At 66.4% G+C, this 17,344-nt stretch carries 11 protein-coding genes; 8 read left to right on the forward strand and 3 right to left on the reverse strand.

The features are described from left to right. Positions 1–259 precede the first annotated feature (259 nt). Entirely contained in the window at positions 260–3,037 is a 2,778-nt protein-coding gene (secA, locus tag ACSQ3P_RS28875) for a preprotein translocase subunit SecA (protein WP_436168878.1), read from the forward strand. 385 nt (positions 3,038–3,422) lie between these two features. Here the strand turns inward: secA and ACSQ3P_RS28880 are convergent, their stop codons facing one another. Then, the gene (locus ACSQ3P_RS28880) at positions 3,423–3,677 is read right to left on the reverse strand and encodes a hypothetical protein (protein ID WP_436168879.1); all 255 of its coding nucleotides are present in this window, start codon (positions 3,675–3,677) and stop codon (positions 3,423–3,425) included. 166 nt (positions 3,678–3,843) lie between these two features. Here ACSQ3P_RS28880 and ACSQ3P_RS28885 point away from each other — a divergent pair, with 166 nt between their 5' ends. From ACSQ3P_RS28885 to serA, 3 genes are all read left to right on the forward strand, one after another. Further along, on the forward strand, positions 3,844–4,821 hold the full coding sequence (locus ACSQ3P_RS28885; protein WP_436168880.1) for an SPFH domain-containing protein: 978 nt from the start codon (positions 3,844–3,846) through the stop codon (positions 4,819–4,821). 8 nt (positions 4,822–4,829) lie between these two features. Beyond that, positions 4,830–5,279 (forward strand): NfeD family protein, encoded by a 450-nt coding sequence (locus ACSQ3P_RS28890; protein ID WP_436168881.1) that lies wholly within the window; start codon positions 4,830–4,832, stop codon positions 5,277–5,279. A gap of 98 nt (positions 5,280–5,377) precedes the next feature. Then, positions 5,378–6,634, forward strand: a complete 1,257-nt coding sequence (gene serA / locus ACSQ3P_RS28895; RefSeq protein ID WP_436168882.1) for a phosphoglycerate dehydrogenase — start codon at positions 5,378–5,380, stop codon at positions 6,632–6,634. Positions 6,635–6,744: 110 nt separating this feature from the next. Here the strand turns inward: serA and ACSQ3P_RS28900 are convergent, their stop codons facing one another. Beyond that, the gene (locus ACSQ3P_RS28900) at positions 6,745–7,719 is read right to left on the reverse strand and encodes a KpsF/GutQ family sugar-phosphate isomerase (protein ID WP_436168883.1); all 975 of its coding nucleotides are present in this window, start codon (positions 7,717–7,719) and stop codon (positions 6,745–6,747) included. Positions 7,720–7,874: 155 nt separating this feature from the next. Between ACSQ3P_RS28900 and ACSQ3P_RS28905 the strand changes: the two genes are divergently transcribed. Next, positions 7,875–9,395, forward strand: coding sequence for an outer membrane beta-barrel protein (locus ACSQ3P_RS28905; protein WP_436168884.1), 1,521 nt, complete (start codon positions 7,875–7,877; stop codon positions 9,393–9,395). A 64-nt stretch (positions 9,396–9,459) separates the two neighbouring features. On the opposite strand, the gene ACSQ3P_RS28910 is transcribed toward ACSQ3P_RS28905, so the two are convergent. After that, positions 9,460–11,295, reverse strand: coding sequence for a M3 family oligoendopeptidase (locus ACSQ3P_RS28910; protein WP_436168978.1), 1,836 nt, complete (start codon positions 11,293–11,295; stop codon positions 9,460–9,462). A 233-nt stretch (positions 11,296–11,528) separates the two neighbouring features. Between ACSQ3P_RS28910 and ACSQ3P_RS28915 the strand changes: the two genes are divergently transcribed. From ACSQ3P_RS28915 to ACSQ3P_RS28925, 3 genes are all read left to right on the forward strand, one after another. After that, positions 11,529–13,022 (forward strand): sigma-54-dependent transcriptional regulator, encoded by a 1,494-nt coding sequence (locus ACSQ3P_RS28915; protein ID WP_436168885.1) that lies wholly within the window; start codon positions 11,529–11,531, stop codon positions 13,020–13,022. Positions 13,023–13,319: 297 nt separating this feature from the next. Continuing rightward, a complete protein-coding gene (locus tag ACSQ3P_RS28920) occupies positions 13,320–15,113 on the forward strand; it encodes a L,D-transpeptidase family protein (RefSeq protein ID WP_436168886.1) in 1,794 nt (597 codons plus the stop codon). A gap of 213 nt (positions 15,114–15,326) precedes the next feature. Next, on the forward strand, positions 15,327–17,099 hold the full coding sequence (locus ACSQ3P_RS28925; protein ID WP_436168887.1) for a DUF882 domain-containing protein: 1,773 nt from the start codon (positions 15,327–15,329) through the stop codon (positions 17,097–17,099). The last annotated feature ends 245 nt before the right edge of the window (positions 17,100–17,344 follow it).

Consider the following 17,344-nt stretch of genomic DNA (forward strand, 5'->3'; position numbering starts at 1 on the left):
GCCTTTGCGCGGCTTACGCAGTTCGATGGCGCGGCTCCCTTGGAACCGCGCGACAAAAACCCCACATCGGTTGCGAATTCCGCCGCCGGCCAAGGCTCGTGCTTGCTGCAAACAAGGCTCGCACTTGGTGCAAAGCGGTGCTGGACCCCGCCCCCGCACGCGTCTAAACACGCGGTCGAATTGAGAATTATCGGGCTTTCGCCCGCGCGCGGGTCACCGCGGACGCAAGGCGAAAGCTGCACTATCGAAAGGCCCAACAATGCTTGGCGCGCTCGCAAAGAAACTCTTCGGCTCGTCGAATGATCGGCGGGTCAAGGGCTATGGCCCTCGTGTCGCGGCGATCAACGCGCTCGAAAACGAGATCGCCGCGCTCAGCGACGAGGCCCTGCAGGCGCGCACCGGCGAGTTCCGCCAGCAGCTCGCCAATGGCGCCAAGCTCGACGATCTCTTGGTGCCGGCCTTCGCCACGGTGCGCGAGGCGGCCAAGCGCGTGCTTGGCCAGCGGCCTTATGACGTCCAGCTCATCGGCGGCATGGTGCTGCATGAGGGCGCCATCGCGGAGATGAAGACCGGCGAAGGCAAGACGCTGGTCGCGACCCTGCCGACCTATCTCAACGCGCTCGAAGGCAAGGGCGTGCATGTCGTCACGGTCAACGACTACCTCGCCCGCCGCGACGCGGAATGGATGGCCAAGCTCTACAACTTCCTCGGCCTTTCTGTCGGCATCATCGTCCACGGCATCGACGATGAGGAGCGCCAGCGCGCCTATGCCAGCGACATCACCTACGGCACCAACAATGAATTCGGCTTCGACTATCTGCGCGACAACATGAAATACGAGGTCGCGCAGATGTCCCAGCGCGGCCACCATTTCGCGATCGTCGACGAGGTCGACTCGATCCTGGTCGATGAGGCGCGCACGCCGCTGATCATCTCCGGACCGCTCGACGACAAGTCCGATCTCTATGTCGCGATCGACAAGATCCTACCGGGCTTGGTGGCCGGGGATTTCGAGGTCGACGAGAAGCAGCGTGCGGTCTCGCTGACGGAAGCCGGCAACGAGCATATCGAGGAGCTGCTGCGCGAAGCCGACCTGCTGAAGGAGGGCGATCTCTACGACGCCCAGAACGTCACCCTGGTCCACCACGTCAACCAGGGCCTGCGGGCGCATTCGCTGTTCCAGCGCGACAAGGACTATATCGTCCGCAATGACGAGGTCGTCATCATCGACGAGTTCACCGGCCGCATGATGCCGGGCCGGCGCTATTCGGAAGGCCTGCACCAGGCGCTCGAAGCCAAGGAGCACGTCACCGTCCAGCCCGAGAACGCGACGCTGGCCTCGATCACCTTCCAGAATTATTTCCGGCTCTATTCCAAGCTCGCCGGCATGACCGGCACCGCTTCGACCGAGGCCGACGAGTTTTTCGAGATCTACAAGCTCGAAGTGGTCGAGATCCCGACCAACGTCCCGGTCGCCCGCAAGGACGAGGATGACGAGGTCTACCGCACCTTCGAGGAGAAGGTCCGCGGCGTCATCCGCGAGATCAAGGCGGCGCAGGAGAGCGGCCAGCCCATGCTGGTCGGCACGACCTCGATCGAGCGCTCGGAACTCGTCGCCGAGATGCTGGCGAAGGAAGGCTTCAAGCAGATCGATTTCAGCGACCCCAGTGGGCTGGAGCCGATCTATGCCGCGGCCCGCGCCGGCAAGCCCTCGAACGCCTTCGCCGTGCTGAACGCCCGCTTCCACGAGCTGGAGGCCTATATCGTGGCGCAGGCCGGCGTGCCCGGTGCCATCACCATCGCCACCAACATGGCCGGCCGCGGCACTGATATCCAGCTCGGCGGCAATGCCGAGATGCGCATCAACCACGATCTCGCCGGCATGGCGGAAGGGCCGGAGCGGGAAGCCGAGGCGAACCGCATCCGCGCCGAGGTGATCGACTTCAAGCAGCGCGTGATCAAGGCGGGCGGGCTCTACATCGTCGGCACCGAGCGCCATGAGAGCCGCCGCATCGACAACCAGCTGCGTGGCCGCGCCGGCCGCCAGGGCGATCCGGGCCGGTCCAAGTTCTTCTTGTCGCTGCAGGATGACCTGATGCGCATCTTCGGCTCCGACCGGATGGACGGCATGCTGCAGAAGCTCGGCCTCAAGGAGGACGAGGCGATCGTCCATCCCTGGATCAACAAGGCGGTCGAGAAGGCGCAGGGGAAGGTCGAGGCGCGCAACTTCGACGTCCGCAAGAACATCCTGAAATACGACGACGTCATGAACTCCCAGCGCAAGGTCGTGTTCGAGCAGCGCCGCGACTTCATGCGCCAGCCGACCGTGCGCGAAACCATCGACGACATGCGCCAGGGCGTCGCCGAGGATCTCGTCAGTCGTCATATCCCCGAGGAGGCCTATCCGGAGCAGTGGGACACCGCCGCGCTCAAGGAAGGCGTGATGCAGTTCCTCAATCTCGATCTGCCGATCGAGGATTGGGCGAAGGAAGAGGGCATCGCCGACACCGAATTGCGCGACCGCATCCGCAAGATCGCCGACGAGGATTACGCGGCCCGCATCGAGCGCAACACCGAAGAGGTGATGACCTATGTCGAGAAGCAGGTGCTGCTGCAGACGCTCGACCATCTCTGGCGCGAGCACCTCGTCACGCTCGACCATCTCCGTCAGGTCATCGGCTGGCGCGGCTATGCCCAGCGCGATCCGCTGAACGAGTACAAGCAGGAGGCTTTCGAGTTGTACGACTCGCTGACCGACCGCCTGCGCGAACAGGTCACCGGCAATCTGATGCGCATCGAGGTGCGTTTCGACGCGCCGGAAGAGCCGGGCAGCCTGCCGCCGCAGGATGAAGCCGGTTCCGGCTTCGGCGGCGATTACGGCAGCACGGGCCTGCAATATGCGGCGATCGAGGGCGACACGGCGGTGCTCGACCGCAACCCGACCGACCCCGCGAGCTGGGGCAAGGTCGGCCGCAACGAGGCCTGCCCCTGCGGCTCCGGCAAGAAATACAAGCACTGCCACGGCCAGTTTGTGTGAGACGGTAAAGGCGCGGGGCGCTGGAAGCCCTTCTCCCCTGGCGGGAGAAGGTGGCTCGGCGCAGCCGAGACGGATGAGGGGGCGCTGTGAGCTCAACCGTCTAGCGGAACACGACGCCAACCGTAAAAGGCACTGCGCCCCCTCATCCGCCCCTGCCGGGGCACCTTCTCCCGCCAGGGGAGAAGGGAAGGGAGCGTCGCGGCCTTCGAGAAACGGGGATAACTCTCTCACCTGTTCCCGCCCACGAAAACCGTGCCTGTTCTCCTCGCTCCACGTCTCCTGGGTTGCTTCGCTGCGCTCGCAATGACGATTGAGCAGCCGTCAGGGGCAGGGCCAGCGCGATCGCCGGCTTGCCCGTTCCCGCCTGGCCTACGGGAATCCGCGATCATTTCCGCTTCTCCTCGCAGATGTTCATCCTGTGAGGATCGCCCGACAGCTGGCATCTGAAGCCGCATTCGTAATCGCCGCCCCGGCTGGTCTGAAGCAGCTTCATCCGCTCGATCGCGGCGTCGCGGCAGAAGCTGAATGTCTTGAAGCGCGCCGTCACGTCGAATTTGGCGCGGTTGGTCTGATCGGGATAGACGATCGCGGCCCATTCGCCGGGGCTGTCGTCGCAGCCAGCCAGCAAGAGTAAAACCACGGCTAGGGAAGGTCTCTCATTCTGATCCCTCCGGTTCCGTCCAAAAACAGAACGCTCCGGGTTGGCAGAGCAGCCCAGCGTGGGCGGCCTTGCATCAGCCCGTCGCAATCGTCAGGTTGTTGGCCGCGACGCGAAATGCGCGCACTGCCTGGGGAGGGCTGACGCGATGGTGTTCAACGGTTTCGACATCGTCGTCGTGGGGCTGGTGGCGCTCGTCATCCTGACGATCGCGCTCGGCGTGCGCACTGTGCCGCAGGGCTACAACTATACCGTCGAGCGCTTCGGCCGCTATTCGCGCACGCTCAGCGCGGGGCTCGGCCTGATCTGGCCTTTTTTCGACCGCATCGGCCACAAGGTGAATGTCATGGAGCAGGTGCTCGACATTCCCTCGCAGGAGGCGATCACCAAGGACAATGCCGGCGTGCGCATCGACGCCGCCGCCTTCTACCAGGTGCTCGACGCTGCCAAGGCCAGCTACGAGGTCTCCTCGCTCGGCCAGGCGCTGATGATCCTGACCATGACCAATATCCGCACTGTGGTCGGTTCGATGGATCTCGACCAATTGCTCTCGCATCGCGACGAGATCAATGAGCGCTTGCTGCGCGTCATGGATGCCGCCGCCTCGCCCTGGGGCGTCAAGGTCACGCGCATCGAGATTCGCGACATCCTGCCGCCGGCCGATATCGCCGGCGCGATGAACCGGCAGATGAAGGCGGAGCGCGAGAAGCGCGCCGCCGTGCTGGAGGCGGAAGGGCTGAGGCAGGCCGAGATCCTCAAGGCCGAGGGCCAGAAGCAGTCGCAGATCCTCGCGGCTGAGGGCCGCAAGGAGGCCGCCTTCCGCGACGCTGAGGCGCGCGAACGCTCGGCCCAGGCCGAGGCGTCGGCGACTGCGATGGTCTCGGAGGCGATCAGCAAGGGCGATATCCAGGCGGCGAACTTCCTCATCGCCGAGCGCTATACCGACGCACTGAAGGCGATCGCCTCCTCGCATAACAGCAAGGTGGTGATCGTGCCGATCGAGGCTGCCGCGCTTGCAGGGACGGTCGGCGGCATCGCACAACTGACCCGCGCGGTCTTCGGCGAGGAGGCGGTCGCGACACGCCGCGCCGGCTCGGTTCCGCCGTCCGGCCGCACGAACGGGTGAGGCCGGTCATGCTGCTGGACTGGTTTTCTTCGCTTGGCGGCTGGGCTTGGGTCGTGCTCGGCCTCGTGCTGATCGGCGGCGAATTGCTGGCGCCGGGCGTGTTCCTGATCTGGCTCGGCCTCGCCGCGCTGCTGACGGGCGTCGTCGTCGGGCTTTTGGGCATCGGCTGGCAGAGCGCGGCGCTGGTTTTCGCTGCGCTTTGCGTCGTCAGCGTGCTCACCGGGCGGCGCCTGACGCTGCGCAAGGACGAGGAGCCCGACGCCGCGACGGGTCTCAACGATCGCGGCCGCCAGCTCATCGGCAAGGTTTTCCGATTGGAGGCGACGATGACCGGCGGCGAGGGCCGCATCCGCGTCGGCGATTCCTCCTGGCGCGTCATCGGCCCGGAATTGCTGGCGGGCAGCGAAATCAAGGTGGTGCGGGTCGAGGGCGCGACGCTTGTGGTCGAGAAGGCCTGAGGCCGCGACGGTTTCGCGCGCCCGGCAGGCAAAGAATCGGGTTGTCCGGCGCGCTGGCGGGTCTATAGCGAACGCTCCGTCGTCAGCCCGATCGTTCCATGACACTCCGCACGCAACGCCTGTCCCTCTCCAAGGACCGCATCAAGGTCCTGCTTCTGGAGGGCATCAATGATTCCGCCGCCGATCTGATGGTCCAGGCCGGCTATACCAATATGGTCCGCCTGCCCAAGGCGCTCGACCATGACGCGCTGCTCAAGGCCGTCGAGGGCGTGCATGTGCTCGGCATCCGCTCGCGCACGCAGCTCACGGAGCCGGTCTTCGCCCAGGCGAGCCGGCTCTTCGCGGTCGGCTGCTTTTCCGTCGGCACCAATCAGGTCGATCTGCAGGCGGCGCGCGGGCGCGGCGTGCCGGTCTTCAACGCGCCGTTCTCGAACACCCGCAGCGTCGCCGAATTGACGATCGGTGAGATCGTCATGCTGCTGCGCAAGATCACCGACCGTTCGGTCTCGGCCCATGGTGGCGGCTGGGACAAATCCGCGAATGGCTCCTTCGAGGTGCGCGGCAAGGTGCTGGGCATCGTCGGCTACGGCAATATCGGCAGCCAGCTCTCGACGCTCGCCGAGGCGATGGGCATGCGGGTGATCTATTTCGATCAGACCGACCGCCTGCGCCATGGCAACACCGAGCCGGTCGACAGCCTCGCCGAACTGCTCGGCAATGCCGACATCGTCTCGCTGCATGTTCCGGAGACGCCGGCGACAGCAGGCATGATCGGGGCCGAGCAGATCGCGCAGATGCGGCCGGGCAGCTACCTCATCAACAATTCGCGCGGCACGGTGGTCGATCTTGAGGCGCTGGCCGTGGCCTTGCGCGAGGGGCGGCTTGCGGGCGCAGCCGTCGACGTCTTTCCGGTCGAGCCCGCCTCCAATGCCGAGCGTTTCGTCTCGCCGCTGCAGGGCCTGGCCAATGTCATCCTCACCCCTCATGTCGGCGGCTCGACTGAGGAGGCGCAGGAGCGCATCGGCGCCGAGGTCGCGCGCAAGCTTGTCGACTATTCCGATATCGGCTCGACCGTCGGCGCCGTGAATTTCCCGCAGGTCCAGCTCACGCCGCGTCCCGCCGGCACGCGTTTCATCCATGTCCAGCGCAATGTGCCGGGCATGCTGCGGCGCCTGAACGACGTCTTCGCCGCCCGCGAGGTCAACATCTCCGCGCAGAACTACCAGACCGATGGCGAGGTCGGCTATGTCGTGATGGAGGCCGACAGCGTCGGCCCCGAAGCGCGCGACATCCTGCGCGAGATCGCGGCGCTCGACGGCACGATCAGGGCAAGGCTTTTGTATCAGCGGGCGTGAACTACGCACCTCTCGTCATTGCGAGGAGCGCAGCGACGAAGCAATCCAGGGGGCGTAGCGCTCCATGAGACTGGATTGCTTCGCTGCCGCTCGCAATGACGGTTGGGGGGCTACGCCACGCCCAGCGTCAGCAGGTCGTGGACATGGACGAGCCCGACCGGCTTGTCCTCGCCATCGGCGACGATCAGCGCGGTGATGCGCAGGCGGTTGACCATCTCCAGCGCCTCGACCGCGAGCGCATCGGGGGCGATGCGGCGTGGATTTGGCGTCATCACGTCGCGGGCGCGGCGCGCGGTGACGTTGCCCGAGGTCAATTTGCGGCGCAGATCGCCATCGGTGACCACGCCTGCCAGCCGGCCGTCGGGGTCGACGACGATGGCGCAGCCGAAACCCTTGGCCGAGATCATCTCGACCACGTCGGCGACGGCAGCATCGAGCCCGACGCGCGGCAGCGCCTCGTCGCGATGCATGATGCTCTCGACCGTCTTGAGCTGGGCGCCGAGCTTGCCGCCGGGGTGGTAGACGAAGAAATCCTGGCGCGAGAAGCCGCGCGCCTCCAGCAGGGCGACGGCGAGCGCGTCGCCCAGTGCCATCTGCATCGTCGTCGATGTGGTCGGCGCTAGCCCATTCGGGCAGGCCTCGGCCGCCTTGGGCAGGATCAACGCAATATCGGCCTCGCGCCCGAGCGCGCTGTCGGCATTCGAGGTCAGGCCGATCAGCCCGACGCGGAAGCGCCGGGTATGGCCGACGATGGCGGCGAGCTCCGCCGTCTCGCCCGACCAGGACAGCGCGATCACCACATCCTCGGGCTGGACCATGCCGAGATCGCCATGGCTGGCTTCGGCCGGGTGGACGAAATGCGCGGGCGTGCCGGTCGAGGCCAGGGTCGCCGCGATCTTGCGCCCGACATGGCCGGATTTGCCCATGCCGGTGACGACGACGCGGCCGCTGGCGGCGCGGATCAGCTCCACGGCTGCCGCGAAGGGCTGGCCCAGCCCATTGGCGAGCGCCTCGTGAAGCGTGTCGAGCCCGGAGCGCTCGGTTGCGATGGTGCGAAGCGCGGAAGCGCGGATGTCGGCCGTCATGAGCGGCGCTCTAGCACGAGGAATGGCCGCCGCGCCACCATTCCTCGTCGCACTGAGCGGTGCATTGACGCGCCATTAACCCTCTTCGTTCTAACTCTCTTAACCATGCGCGCCATGCCGGTGCGCCCGCCCTTGTCCGGAGCGAGAGCCTGCGCGTGTCCCGCGTCATCATCCTGCTGCTGTCGGGGGTCGCTGCGGCGAGCCTCGTGCTCGCCACGGCTGGCGTGCAGGCGCAGACGCGCGCGGGCTTGCGAACCGGGACGCCGGTCTATGTCGCGCAGGAGGCGCCTGCCGCGCCATCACCATCGGGCTTGCCGAGCGCGCCAAGCGGTGTCGCGGATCCCGCCGTCCTGATCCAGGACCAGAATTCGGTGGTGTCGCGCCGGCTGCCGCCGCGTGCGAGCAAGCCGGTGCAGGCGCGTGGCCTGCGCGGCGTCACGCAGCGCCAGGTCCGCGCGCCGCAGCGCATCGTCACCGGCCTGCCGCCGGCCCCCGAACCGCCGCCGCCACGCAGGCGCAAGACGGCTGTCGAGGAAGACCCCTACGCACCGCTCGGCCTGCGGCTCGGCAATGTCACGCTGAAGCCGGGCTTCACCAATTCGATCGGCTATGACAGCAATCCGGAGCGGGTCAGCGGAGCGGCGCGCAACAGCTCCCCGTTCAGCCGCCATGAGGCTGATCTCGCCATCCAGTCGGACTGGAATACCAACGAGCTGAAGGGCTCGCTGCGCGCCGGCTATTCCGATTATTTCCGCGACAGGGACGCCTCGCGCCCCGATGGCGAGGGCAAGCTCGATCTGCGGTTGGACGCGACGCGCGACACCCGCATCCTGCTCGAGAGCCGGTTCAAGCTGGACACGCAGCGCCCGGGCTCGCCCGATCTGACGGCTTCGGTCACCGGCCGGCCCTTGGTCTATCAATACGGCGCCTCGGCCGGCGTGACCCATGACATGAACCGCCTGCAATTGACGCTGCGCGGCTCGGTCGATCGCAGCGACTATGAGGACGGCAAGCTCACCAGCGGCTTGACGCTCAGCCAGAAGGACCGCAACCAGACGCAATATGGCGTCAGGCTGCGCGCGGCCTATGAGCTGACGCCGGGCTTCAAGCCCTTCATCCAGGGCGAGATCGACACGCGGCAATTCGACCAGTCCGTCGATTCCTCAGGCTATCAGCGCTCCTCCAACGGCTTGACGGGGCGGGTCGGCTCGACCTTCGAGCTCAGCCGCCTGGTCACGGGCGAAGTCTCGGCCGGCTATCAGGACCGGGCCTATGACGACGACCGCTTGAAGAACCTGCGCGGCTTCATCGGCGACGCCGCGATCCTGTGGTCGCCGACGCCGTTGACGACAGTGACCCTGCGCGGCACCTCGGAGCTCGGCGACACCACCATCGCCGGCTCGTCGGGCACGACGGCAAGGCGCGTCTCGCTGGAAATCGCGCATGCGCTGCGCCGCAACCTGACCCTCACCGGCTTCGCCAATTTCGGCCGCACCGAATATGATGGGCAGGGCCTGCGCGAGGACCTTTCCAGCATCGGCGCTCGCGTCGAGTACAAGCTGACCCGGACCTTCTCGGTACGCGCGAGCTTCACCCATGAGCGCCTGAACTCGACCGCCCAAGGCTCGGACTACACCGCCAATGTCGCGCAGGTGGGGTTGAGGGTGCAGTTTTAGGGCGAATGGCGGGTGGCGAATGGTTATCTGATTTCTCGTCGCCACTCGCTATTCGCCAATCGCCTTACTCCATCCCTTCCAGCTCGATGATCATCCCCTCGATCATCTTCAACCCGATCTGCCAGAAGGCGGGATCGCGTGCGTCGAGGCCGAAGGGCGCGAGCAGCTCGGAATGGTGCTTGGTGCCGCCGGCCGAGAGCAGGGCGAAATAGCGTTCCTGAAAGCCCTCCGCCGCGTTCTGGTAGACGCCGTAGAGCGAATTCACCAGGCAATCGCCGAAGGCATAGGCGTAGACGTAGAACGGCGAATGGATGAAGTGCGGGATGTAGCACCAGAACGGCTCGTAGCCTGATCCCAGCCTGATCGCCGGCCCCAGGCTCTCGGCCTGCACGCTCATCCAGAGTTCGCAGAGATTCTCAGCCGTCAGCTCGCCTGATTTGCGCGCCTCATGGACCTTGCGCTCGAAGGAGTAGAACGCGATCTGGCGCACGACCGTGTTGATCATGTCCTCGACCTTGGCCGCCAGCATCGCCTTGCGCTGCTTGGCGTCCTTGGTGCCGTCGAGCAGGCGGCGGAAGGTCAGCATCTCCCCGAAGACGCTGGCGGTCTCGGCCAGCGTCAATGGCGTCGGCGCCATCAATGCGCCATTGGGGCCGGCCAGCACCTGGTGGACGCCGTGACCGAGCTCATGGGCCAGCGTCATCACGTCGCGCGGCTTGCCTTGATAGTTCACGAGCACATAGGGGTGCGCCGAGGGCACAGTCGGGTGAGCAAACGCGCCCGGCGCCTTGCCGGGGCGGGCGGGCGCGTCGATCCAGCGTTCGTCGAAGAAGCGCTGCGCGATGCCCGCCATCTCGGGCGAGAAGGCGTGATAGGCATCGAGCACGGTGTCGCGCGCCTCGGTCCAGGGAATGGTGCGCTGCTCGACCTGTGGCAGCGGCGCGTTGCGGTCCCAGAAATCGAGCTGCTCGCGGCCGAACCATTTGGCCTTGAGCTTGTAGTAGCGGTGCGACAGGCGCGGATAGGCTTCGCGCACGGCTGAGACCAGCGCATCGACGACCTCGCGCTCGACGCGATTGGCCAGATGGCGGGAATCCGCGACATCTTCGAATTTGCGCCAGCGGTCGGAAATCTCCTTGTCCTTGGCGAGCGTGTTGGTGATCAGCGCGAAGGTGCGCAATTGACCGCGGAAGACCTCGCTCAGCGCCTCGGCGGCGGCTTTGCGGACTGCGCCGTCGGCGTCCTGCAGCTTGTTCAGCGTCAGTTCGAGCGTCAGCTCCTCGCCATCGAGCTTGAAGCGCAGCGAGGCGATGGTCTCGTCGAAGAGCCGGTTCCAGGCCGCCTGCCCGGTCATCGACTTCTCGTGGAACAATTCCTCGATCCGGTCCTCGAGCTGGTGCGGCTTGTCCTTGGCGAGGTCGTCGAGCCAGGGCTTCCAATGCGAAAGCGGCGCCTGGCCCGAGATGCGGGCCATCAGCGCGGGCTCGATCCGGTTCAGCTCCAGCTCGAAGAAAAGCAATTCCGTCACGGCCGCGTTCAGGCGGTCCTGCGTGTCGCCATAGAATTTCGCGCGCTGCGGGTCGGTGGTGTCGCCGGAATAGACCAGGCCGGCATAAGCGCCGATTCGCCCGAGCAGGTCGCTCAGCGTCTCGTAGGCGGCGACCGCCTCGGCCAGCACGGACGCTGCGTCCTCGCGCTGGGCGAACGGACCGAGCTTGCCGCGATAGAGTTCGGCGAAGCGCTGCGATTCGGTCAAAGCGCGTTCGAGGTCGGCCTTGAAGGCGGGCGAATCCATCGCCGGGTAGAGATGGCTCAGATCCCATTCCGGCAGCGGGCCCAGCGCCTTGGTGCTGCGCGCCGAGCGCTCGGCAGCTGTGGCGAAAGCGGCGGATTCGACCATCCCTGTCACGGCGAAATTCATCTCTGCAACACCTCGCTGGCCTGATGGGCCTTCCCCACTCATATGCGCGGAGCGGCGTTTGCGATCAACGCCGGAGCGTCGGGCAGAGATGGTTTGACGCAGGCTGTGGCGCTTAAGCGCCGCTTAACCGTTCTGGCCGAGGATGACCCAGAACGGAACAGCCGATTCCGTCTCGCGATGTCGTTTTCGCTCTGCCTGGCCTTCGAGGTTTCATGTCCGCCACCGTTCTCGTCGTCGACGACGATCCCGTCCAGCGCCGTCTGCTCGACGCGATGCTGAAGCGCTTTGGTTACGACGTGGTCGTCGTCGAGAGCGGCAGCGAGGCGGTCAATCTGCTTGGCCATGGTGAGGGCGAGAAATTCGATGCCGTGGTGCTCGACCTCGTCATGCCGGAGCTCGACGGCATGGGCGTGCTCGCGGCGCTGCGCGAGCGCGGCATCGAGACGCCGGTCATCGTGCAGACGGCGCATAGCTCGATCGAGACCGTCGTCTCGGCGATACGCGCCGGCGCGGTCGATTTCGTGGTCAAGCCGGTCGGTGCGGAACGCCTGCAGATATCGCTCAAGAACGCGCTGAAGCTGGGCGCGCTCGAACATGAATTGCGTCACATCAAGCGGCGTGTGTCCGGCACGCTCGGCTTCCGCGACCTCGCCACCAAGAGCGCCGACATGGCGCGTGTGGTGCGCCTGGCCGAGCGCGCCGCCAAATCCAATATCCCGATCCTGGTCGAGGGTGAATCGGGCGTCGGCAAGGAGGTGCTGGCGCGCGCGATCCAGGGCACCAGCGATCGCAAGGGCAAGCCCTTCGTCACGGTGAATTGCGGCGCGATCCCGCATAATCTCGTCGAGTCGATCTTGTTCGGCCATGAGAAGGGCGCCTTCACCGGCGCGACCGAGCGCCATATCGGCAAATTCGTCGAGGCCAATGGCGGCACGCTCTTCCTCGACGAGGTCGGCGAATTGCCGCTCGACGCGCAGGTCAAGTTGCTGCGCGCCATCCAGGAGGGTGAGGTCGACCCCGTCGGTGCCAAGAAGTCGGTGCGCGTCGATATCCGCATCATCTCCGCGACCAATAAGAGCCTGCTGGACCAGGTGAAGCAGGGCGAGTTCCGCGAGGATCTCTATTACCGCCTCAACGTCTTCCCGATCACGCTGCCGCCCTTGCGCCAGCGCCGCGAGGACATCGCCGATCTGGCGCGCGGGTTCCTGGCGCGCTTCGCCGCCGAGGAAGGCAAGAAGCTGCGCGGGCTCAGTGCCGAGGCGCTTGGGCTGATCAGCGGCTATGACTGGCCGGGCAATGTCCGCCAGCTCGAGAACGCGATGTTCCGCGCGGTGGTCCTGGCCGATGGCGACGAATTGACCGTGGCCGAGTTCCCGCAGATCGCGGCCCAGATGGAGGGCTTCGATATCCGCATTCCGCCGGTATCGGCCTCGCTGATGCGCCAGGACATGCGCAACGACACGCCGCGCATCATCCAGATGCCGGTGCGCGATCCCAATTCGCTCGAACTCGTCGCGGGATCCGACATGCGCAAGCTTGATGATCTCGAGCGCGAGATCATCAAATTCGCGCTGACGCATTATCGCGGTCACATGTCGGAGATCTCGCGCAAGCTCGGCATCGGCCGCTCGACGCTCTATCGCAAGCTCAAGGATTACGGGCTGATCGAGAACGAGTCGGGTGCTGAAGGCGAGGATGCTGCCTGACGCAGGAGGCCGAACAGGGACTCCGTATTTGGGAATGGCGGGGTCGGTTTCGGCCGAGATCACACTAAAAATTTAAAGCCGATCGGCACTGTCTGAATAGCGGGGGCTGTTGCGCCGCCGCATCTTGTCCAAATCCGCTGACTCACGCAGAAGCGGTGAGATCTCGGCGAACATTCGAGGATAGCGAGCATGCGTCGTCGCCACTGGGCGGGCTTGGGTTCAGCCTCGGTTCTGGCGCTTGCGCTGGGGCTGACGGCAGCGCGCGCGCAAGCGCCTTCTACCCAAGCGCCTTCTACCATGGACCCAACGCTCGGCATCGCGTTGCCGGAGCAGCCGGCCCTGGTCATCCTGCGCGACGAGCGGCCGGCCGAGGCCTCGCGGGAAGAGCCCGGCATGGTGACGGGAACGGTCGCTCCCTCAGTGGTGCCGCAGAACAATCTCGTGACGTCCGAGCCGCAGCCTGCGCCTGCGACGACGCCCGGGGTCGATGACCGTCCCGCAGCGCTCGATAGTCCGGCCACCGACATCCCGGCCGTCGATCTGCCGCCGCTCGATCCGGCGCTGTCGCCGCCCGCGCCGCTGCGCTCGGCTGCGCCCAGCGAGGTCACGATCCCCCCGCCGGACCTGCCCAAGGTCGTGGTCGAATTGCCCTCCGGCTCCACTCTCGCCGGTGATATCGCAGCGCGCATGACCGAGGGGCTGGCGCTGCCGCGCCTGGCCGAACGTGAGCGCAACGAGATCCTGGCCGCCTATCAGGCGCAGGAGAACCGGCCGCTCTGGATCGACGGCAAGGGCTGGAGCGAGGCCGCCAGGCATCTCGTCGCCCAGCTCAGCCGCGCGGCTGAGGACGGGCTGAGGCCGACCGATTATCCGCTGCCGGTGTTCGAGGCGAGCGACAAGGGCAAGCTCGCAGAAGCCGATGTCAGGCTCTCGGCGTTGGCCGTGCTCTATGCCCGCGACGCGCGCGGCGGCCGCATCGATCCGCGCCGCCTGTCGAAGCTGATCACGCCGACGCTCTATCTGCCCTCGGCTACCGAGGTGCTGTCGGAACTGACGGCGGTGCAGGATCCCGGTGCAGCGCTTGCTGCCTATAATCCGCCGCATGAGCAGTATCGCCGTCTCAAGGCCAAGCTCGCCGAGTTGCGCGAGCATCTCGACGATACGCCGCTGGTGCGCATTCCGGCTGGCCCGCCGCTGAAGCTCGGCATGCGCGACGAGCGCGTGCCGCTGGTGCGGGCGCGACTGGGCCTGGGCCCGTCAGAGGAGCCGGTCTTCGACCATTCGACCGCGCTGGCACTCGCCGATTTCCAGAAGAAGGCCGGGCTGCCGGCCAATGGCGTGCTCAGCGAGCGCACGCTGGCTGCGCTGGGCACGCCGGCGACCGCGCGCGGCGAGCAGGACATCATCGCCCAGATGGAGCGCTGGCGCTGGCTGCCGCCCGATCTCGGCGAGAGCCACATCATCGTCAACGTGCCGGAGTTCATGGTCCGCGTCGTGCGCGACGGCAAGATCGTGCACGAGACCCGCGCCATTGTCGGCAAGCCCGATACGGCGACGCCGATCTTCTCGCACAAGATGGACCACGTCATCGTGAATCCGTCCTGGAACGTGCCGCCTTCGATCCTGAAGAAGGAGTTCCTGCCGGGGCTCGCCGCTGATCCGAACTATGCCGCCAAGCGCGGCTATGTGGTGACGCGGCACGGCAACAACATCTCCGTCCGCCAGCCCCCGGGCGAGCGCAATGCGCTCGGCTGGATCAAGTTCATGTTCCCCAACGACCATGCCGTCTATCTGCACGACACGCCGAACCGCCGGCTTTTCGCCAGCGAGCGCCGCGCGTTCAGCCATGGCTGCGTGCGCGTCGACAATCCCTTCCTGCTGGCGGATCAGGTGCTCGGGCCGGACTGGTCGCATGAGCGGCTGAAGCGCCTGATCGGCTCGGGCGAGCGCATGATCAAGCTGCCGCAGCCATTACCGATCCATCTGGTCTATAATACCTATGTCGTAGGCGCCGACGGACATCTGACGGTTTTCGACGATCTCTACGGCTTCCATCGGCTCGTCCGGCAGGCGCTGGAGCAGCGCGGCTGAACCCATCCGGCGGGTTGGGCACGGTTTCGCCACGTTCCGCCGTTAGCGGAATTCGGCGGAAAAGTCGGGGTATGGCGATTGCCGACCTAGTAACCTTGGATTAACTCTTCTCCGCAACTGTTCGTTCACGTTCATCGCGCCGCGTCAGGCGTGCACCGAGACGGGTCAAGCAGATTGGGCATATCTATCGCCACGCGTTCGAGACGGCTTTCGGTGCTGCCGAAGCCGGGCTTCCGCCAGTTTTTGGCGCTGAGCGTGGCGGCCACGGCTCTGATGCTCGGCGTGCGCGGTACGCAGGATGCCGTCGCCAATGGCGACACGCGCACCATCACCATCACGCATATGCACACCAAGGAGGAGACGACCGTCACCTTCAAGCGTGACGGCCGCTATGATTCCGCGGCGCTGGAGAAGCTGAACTGGGCGCTGCGCGACTGGCGCACCGACGAGCCGATCCGGATGGACCCGCGCCTGTTCGACCTTGCCTGGGAGGTGCAGCGCGCGGTCGGTTCCCAGGAATCCTTCCACGTCGTCTCGGCCTACCGCTCGCCGGGCACCAATTCGATGCTGCGCCGACGCTCGCGTGCCGTCGCCAAGAACAGCCAGCACATGCTCGGCAAGGCGATGGATTTCTATCTTCCGGATACGCCCACAGCCAAGATCCGCGAGGCCGGCATGCGGCTGCAGCGCGGCGGCGTCGGGTTCTATCCCGGCGCGCACACGCCCTTCGTCCATCTCGACGCCGGCTCGGTCCGGTCCTGGCCGCGCATGACGCGCGATCAATTGGTGCGGCTGTTCCCGGACGAGAAGACAGTGCATCTGCCGGCCGATGGCCATCCGCTCGCGGGCTATGAGCTGGCCAAGGCCGATGTGCTGTCGCGCGGCGGCTCGGTCGCCGGTTACGCAACTGCCGATTCCGATGAAGGCGCGGTGATCTCGTCTGGTCGCAAGAGCCTGTGGGCGGCCCTTTTCGGTGGCGATGACGAGGAGGCGGATGCGCGCCCGACGCGCGGCCGCGGCAATTCGCCAAAGCCCCAGCCGACGGTCATGGCCTATGCCGCCCCCGCCCGGGATGATAGCAATTCCAATGATGGCGGGCGCTTCGCCGTTGCCGTGCAGGCTCCCGCTCCCGAACCCACCGCCCGCACGGTCGTGCGCGAGCGCTCCGAGCGGCTGGCGCCGAGAATCGTCGAGCCACAGCCGGCGCAGGTCGCCGTGGCGCCCGCCGCTGCACCGGCACCGCCGGCCGACGACAAGCGGCCGAGACTGATCGACGCGCCGATTCCACTGGCGCGACCGCGCGGCCTGACCATGCCGCTGCAGCCCGGCGATTCGATCCAGGTCGCAGCCTTGCCGGCCTCCGGCGGCGCGCTCGCCTTCGCCCCGCAAGGCGCGGCCGCGGAGGACCAGAAGCTTGTCCTGGCCTCGTTGCCGCCGCGCCGGCCCGACCAGATGGTTTCGCTGATCGAGGCCGTGGTGGAAGGCAGGCCGATGAACGCGCCTTTGCCGCCGACCCGTCCCGCCGCCTTCGCCAATCTGGTGCTCGCGGATCTGCGCGGCGGGACGGGAGCCTCCGCCGAGACGCCGCAGGCGCAGCCGGCCGGGCGTCTGGTTACGATCACGCATCCGCTGCCGCCTGGCCGTCCGCGTGATGACGGCTTTGTGCTGGCGTCGATGCCCTCCGTCAGCCGGCATGCGCCGAGTCCGGCTCCGGCGACCCCGATCGTGGCGCAATATGATGCTGACCGGACGGGGCTCGATTCGCTCTTCGCGACGGTTGTGCGCAGCCCGGCCACCGTCGGCAAGGCGGTCACGGTCGCCACCGCCCGCACCAAAGCCGGGCCAGCGAACAATGCCGAACCGATTCAGGCTCCGGGACCGGCGGCCTCTCTCGGCTTCAGCCATGCCGAGCCGAGCGACGCCAAGACGGGCTCGTTCAGCGGCCCGGCGATTCGGCCGCTGCCGACGAATTTCGTCCAGAACTGAGCGCAGTTCGTTTTGACGGCCGTCTGACGCGGTTGTCTGCGCTTCCGGTGCTCACGGACTTTAGTCCGCTCCGCTCCGGTTCTCGACAACCACGCCAGCCGACTCGCACGCCAGCCGACTAGAGCAGTTTCCGATCCAATTGGATCGTTCAACAGCTCCAGCTCTTTGTTTTAACGCGTTTTCTTCACGCGAACCGGTATCCACTTCGCTCGAAAACGCTCTAGCCAGAACGAACCGCGAGCGCG

The organism is Allobosea sp. LjRoot9 (assembly GCF_964252745.1).
Taxonomy (GTDB): Bacteria; Pseudomonadota; Alphaproteobacteria; order Rhizobiales; family Beijerinckiaceae; genus Allobosea.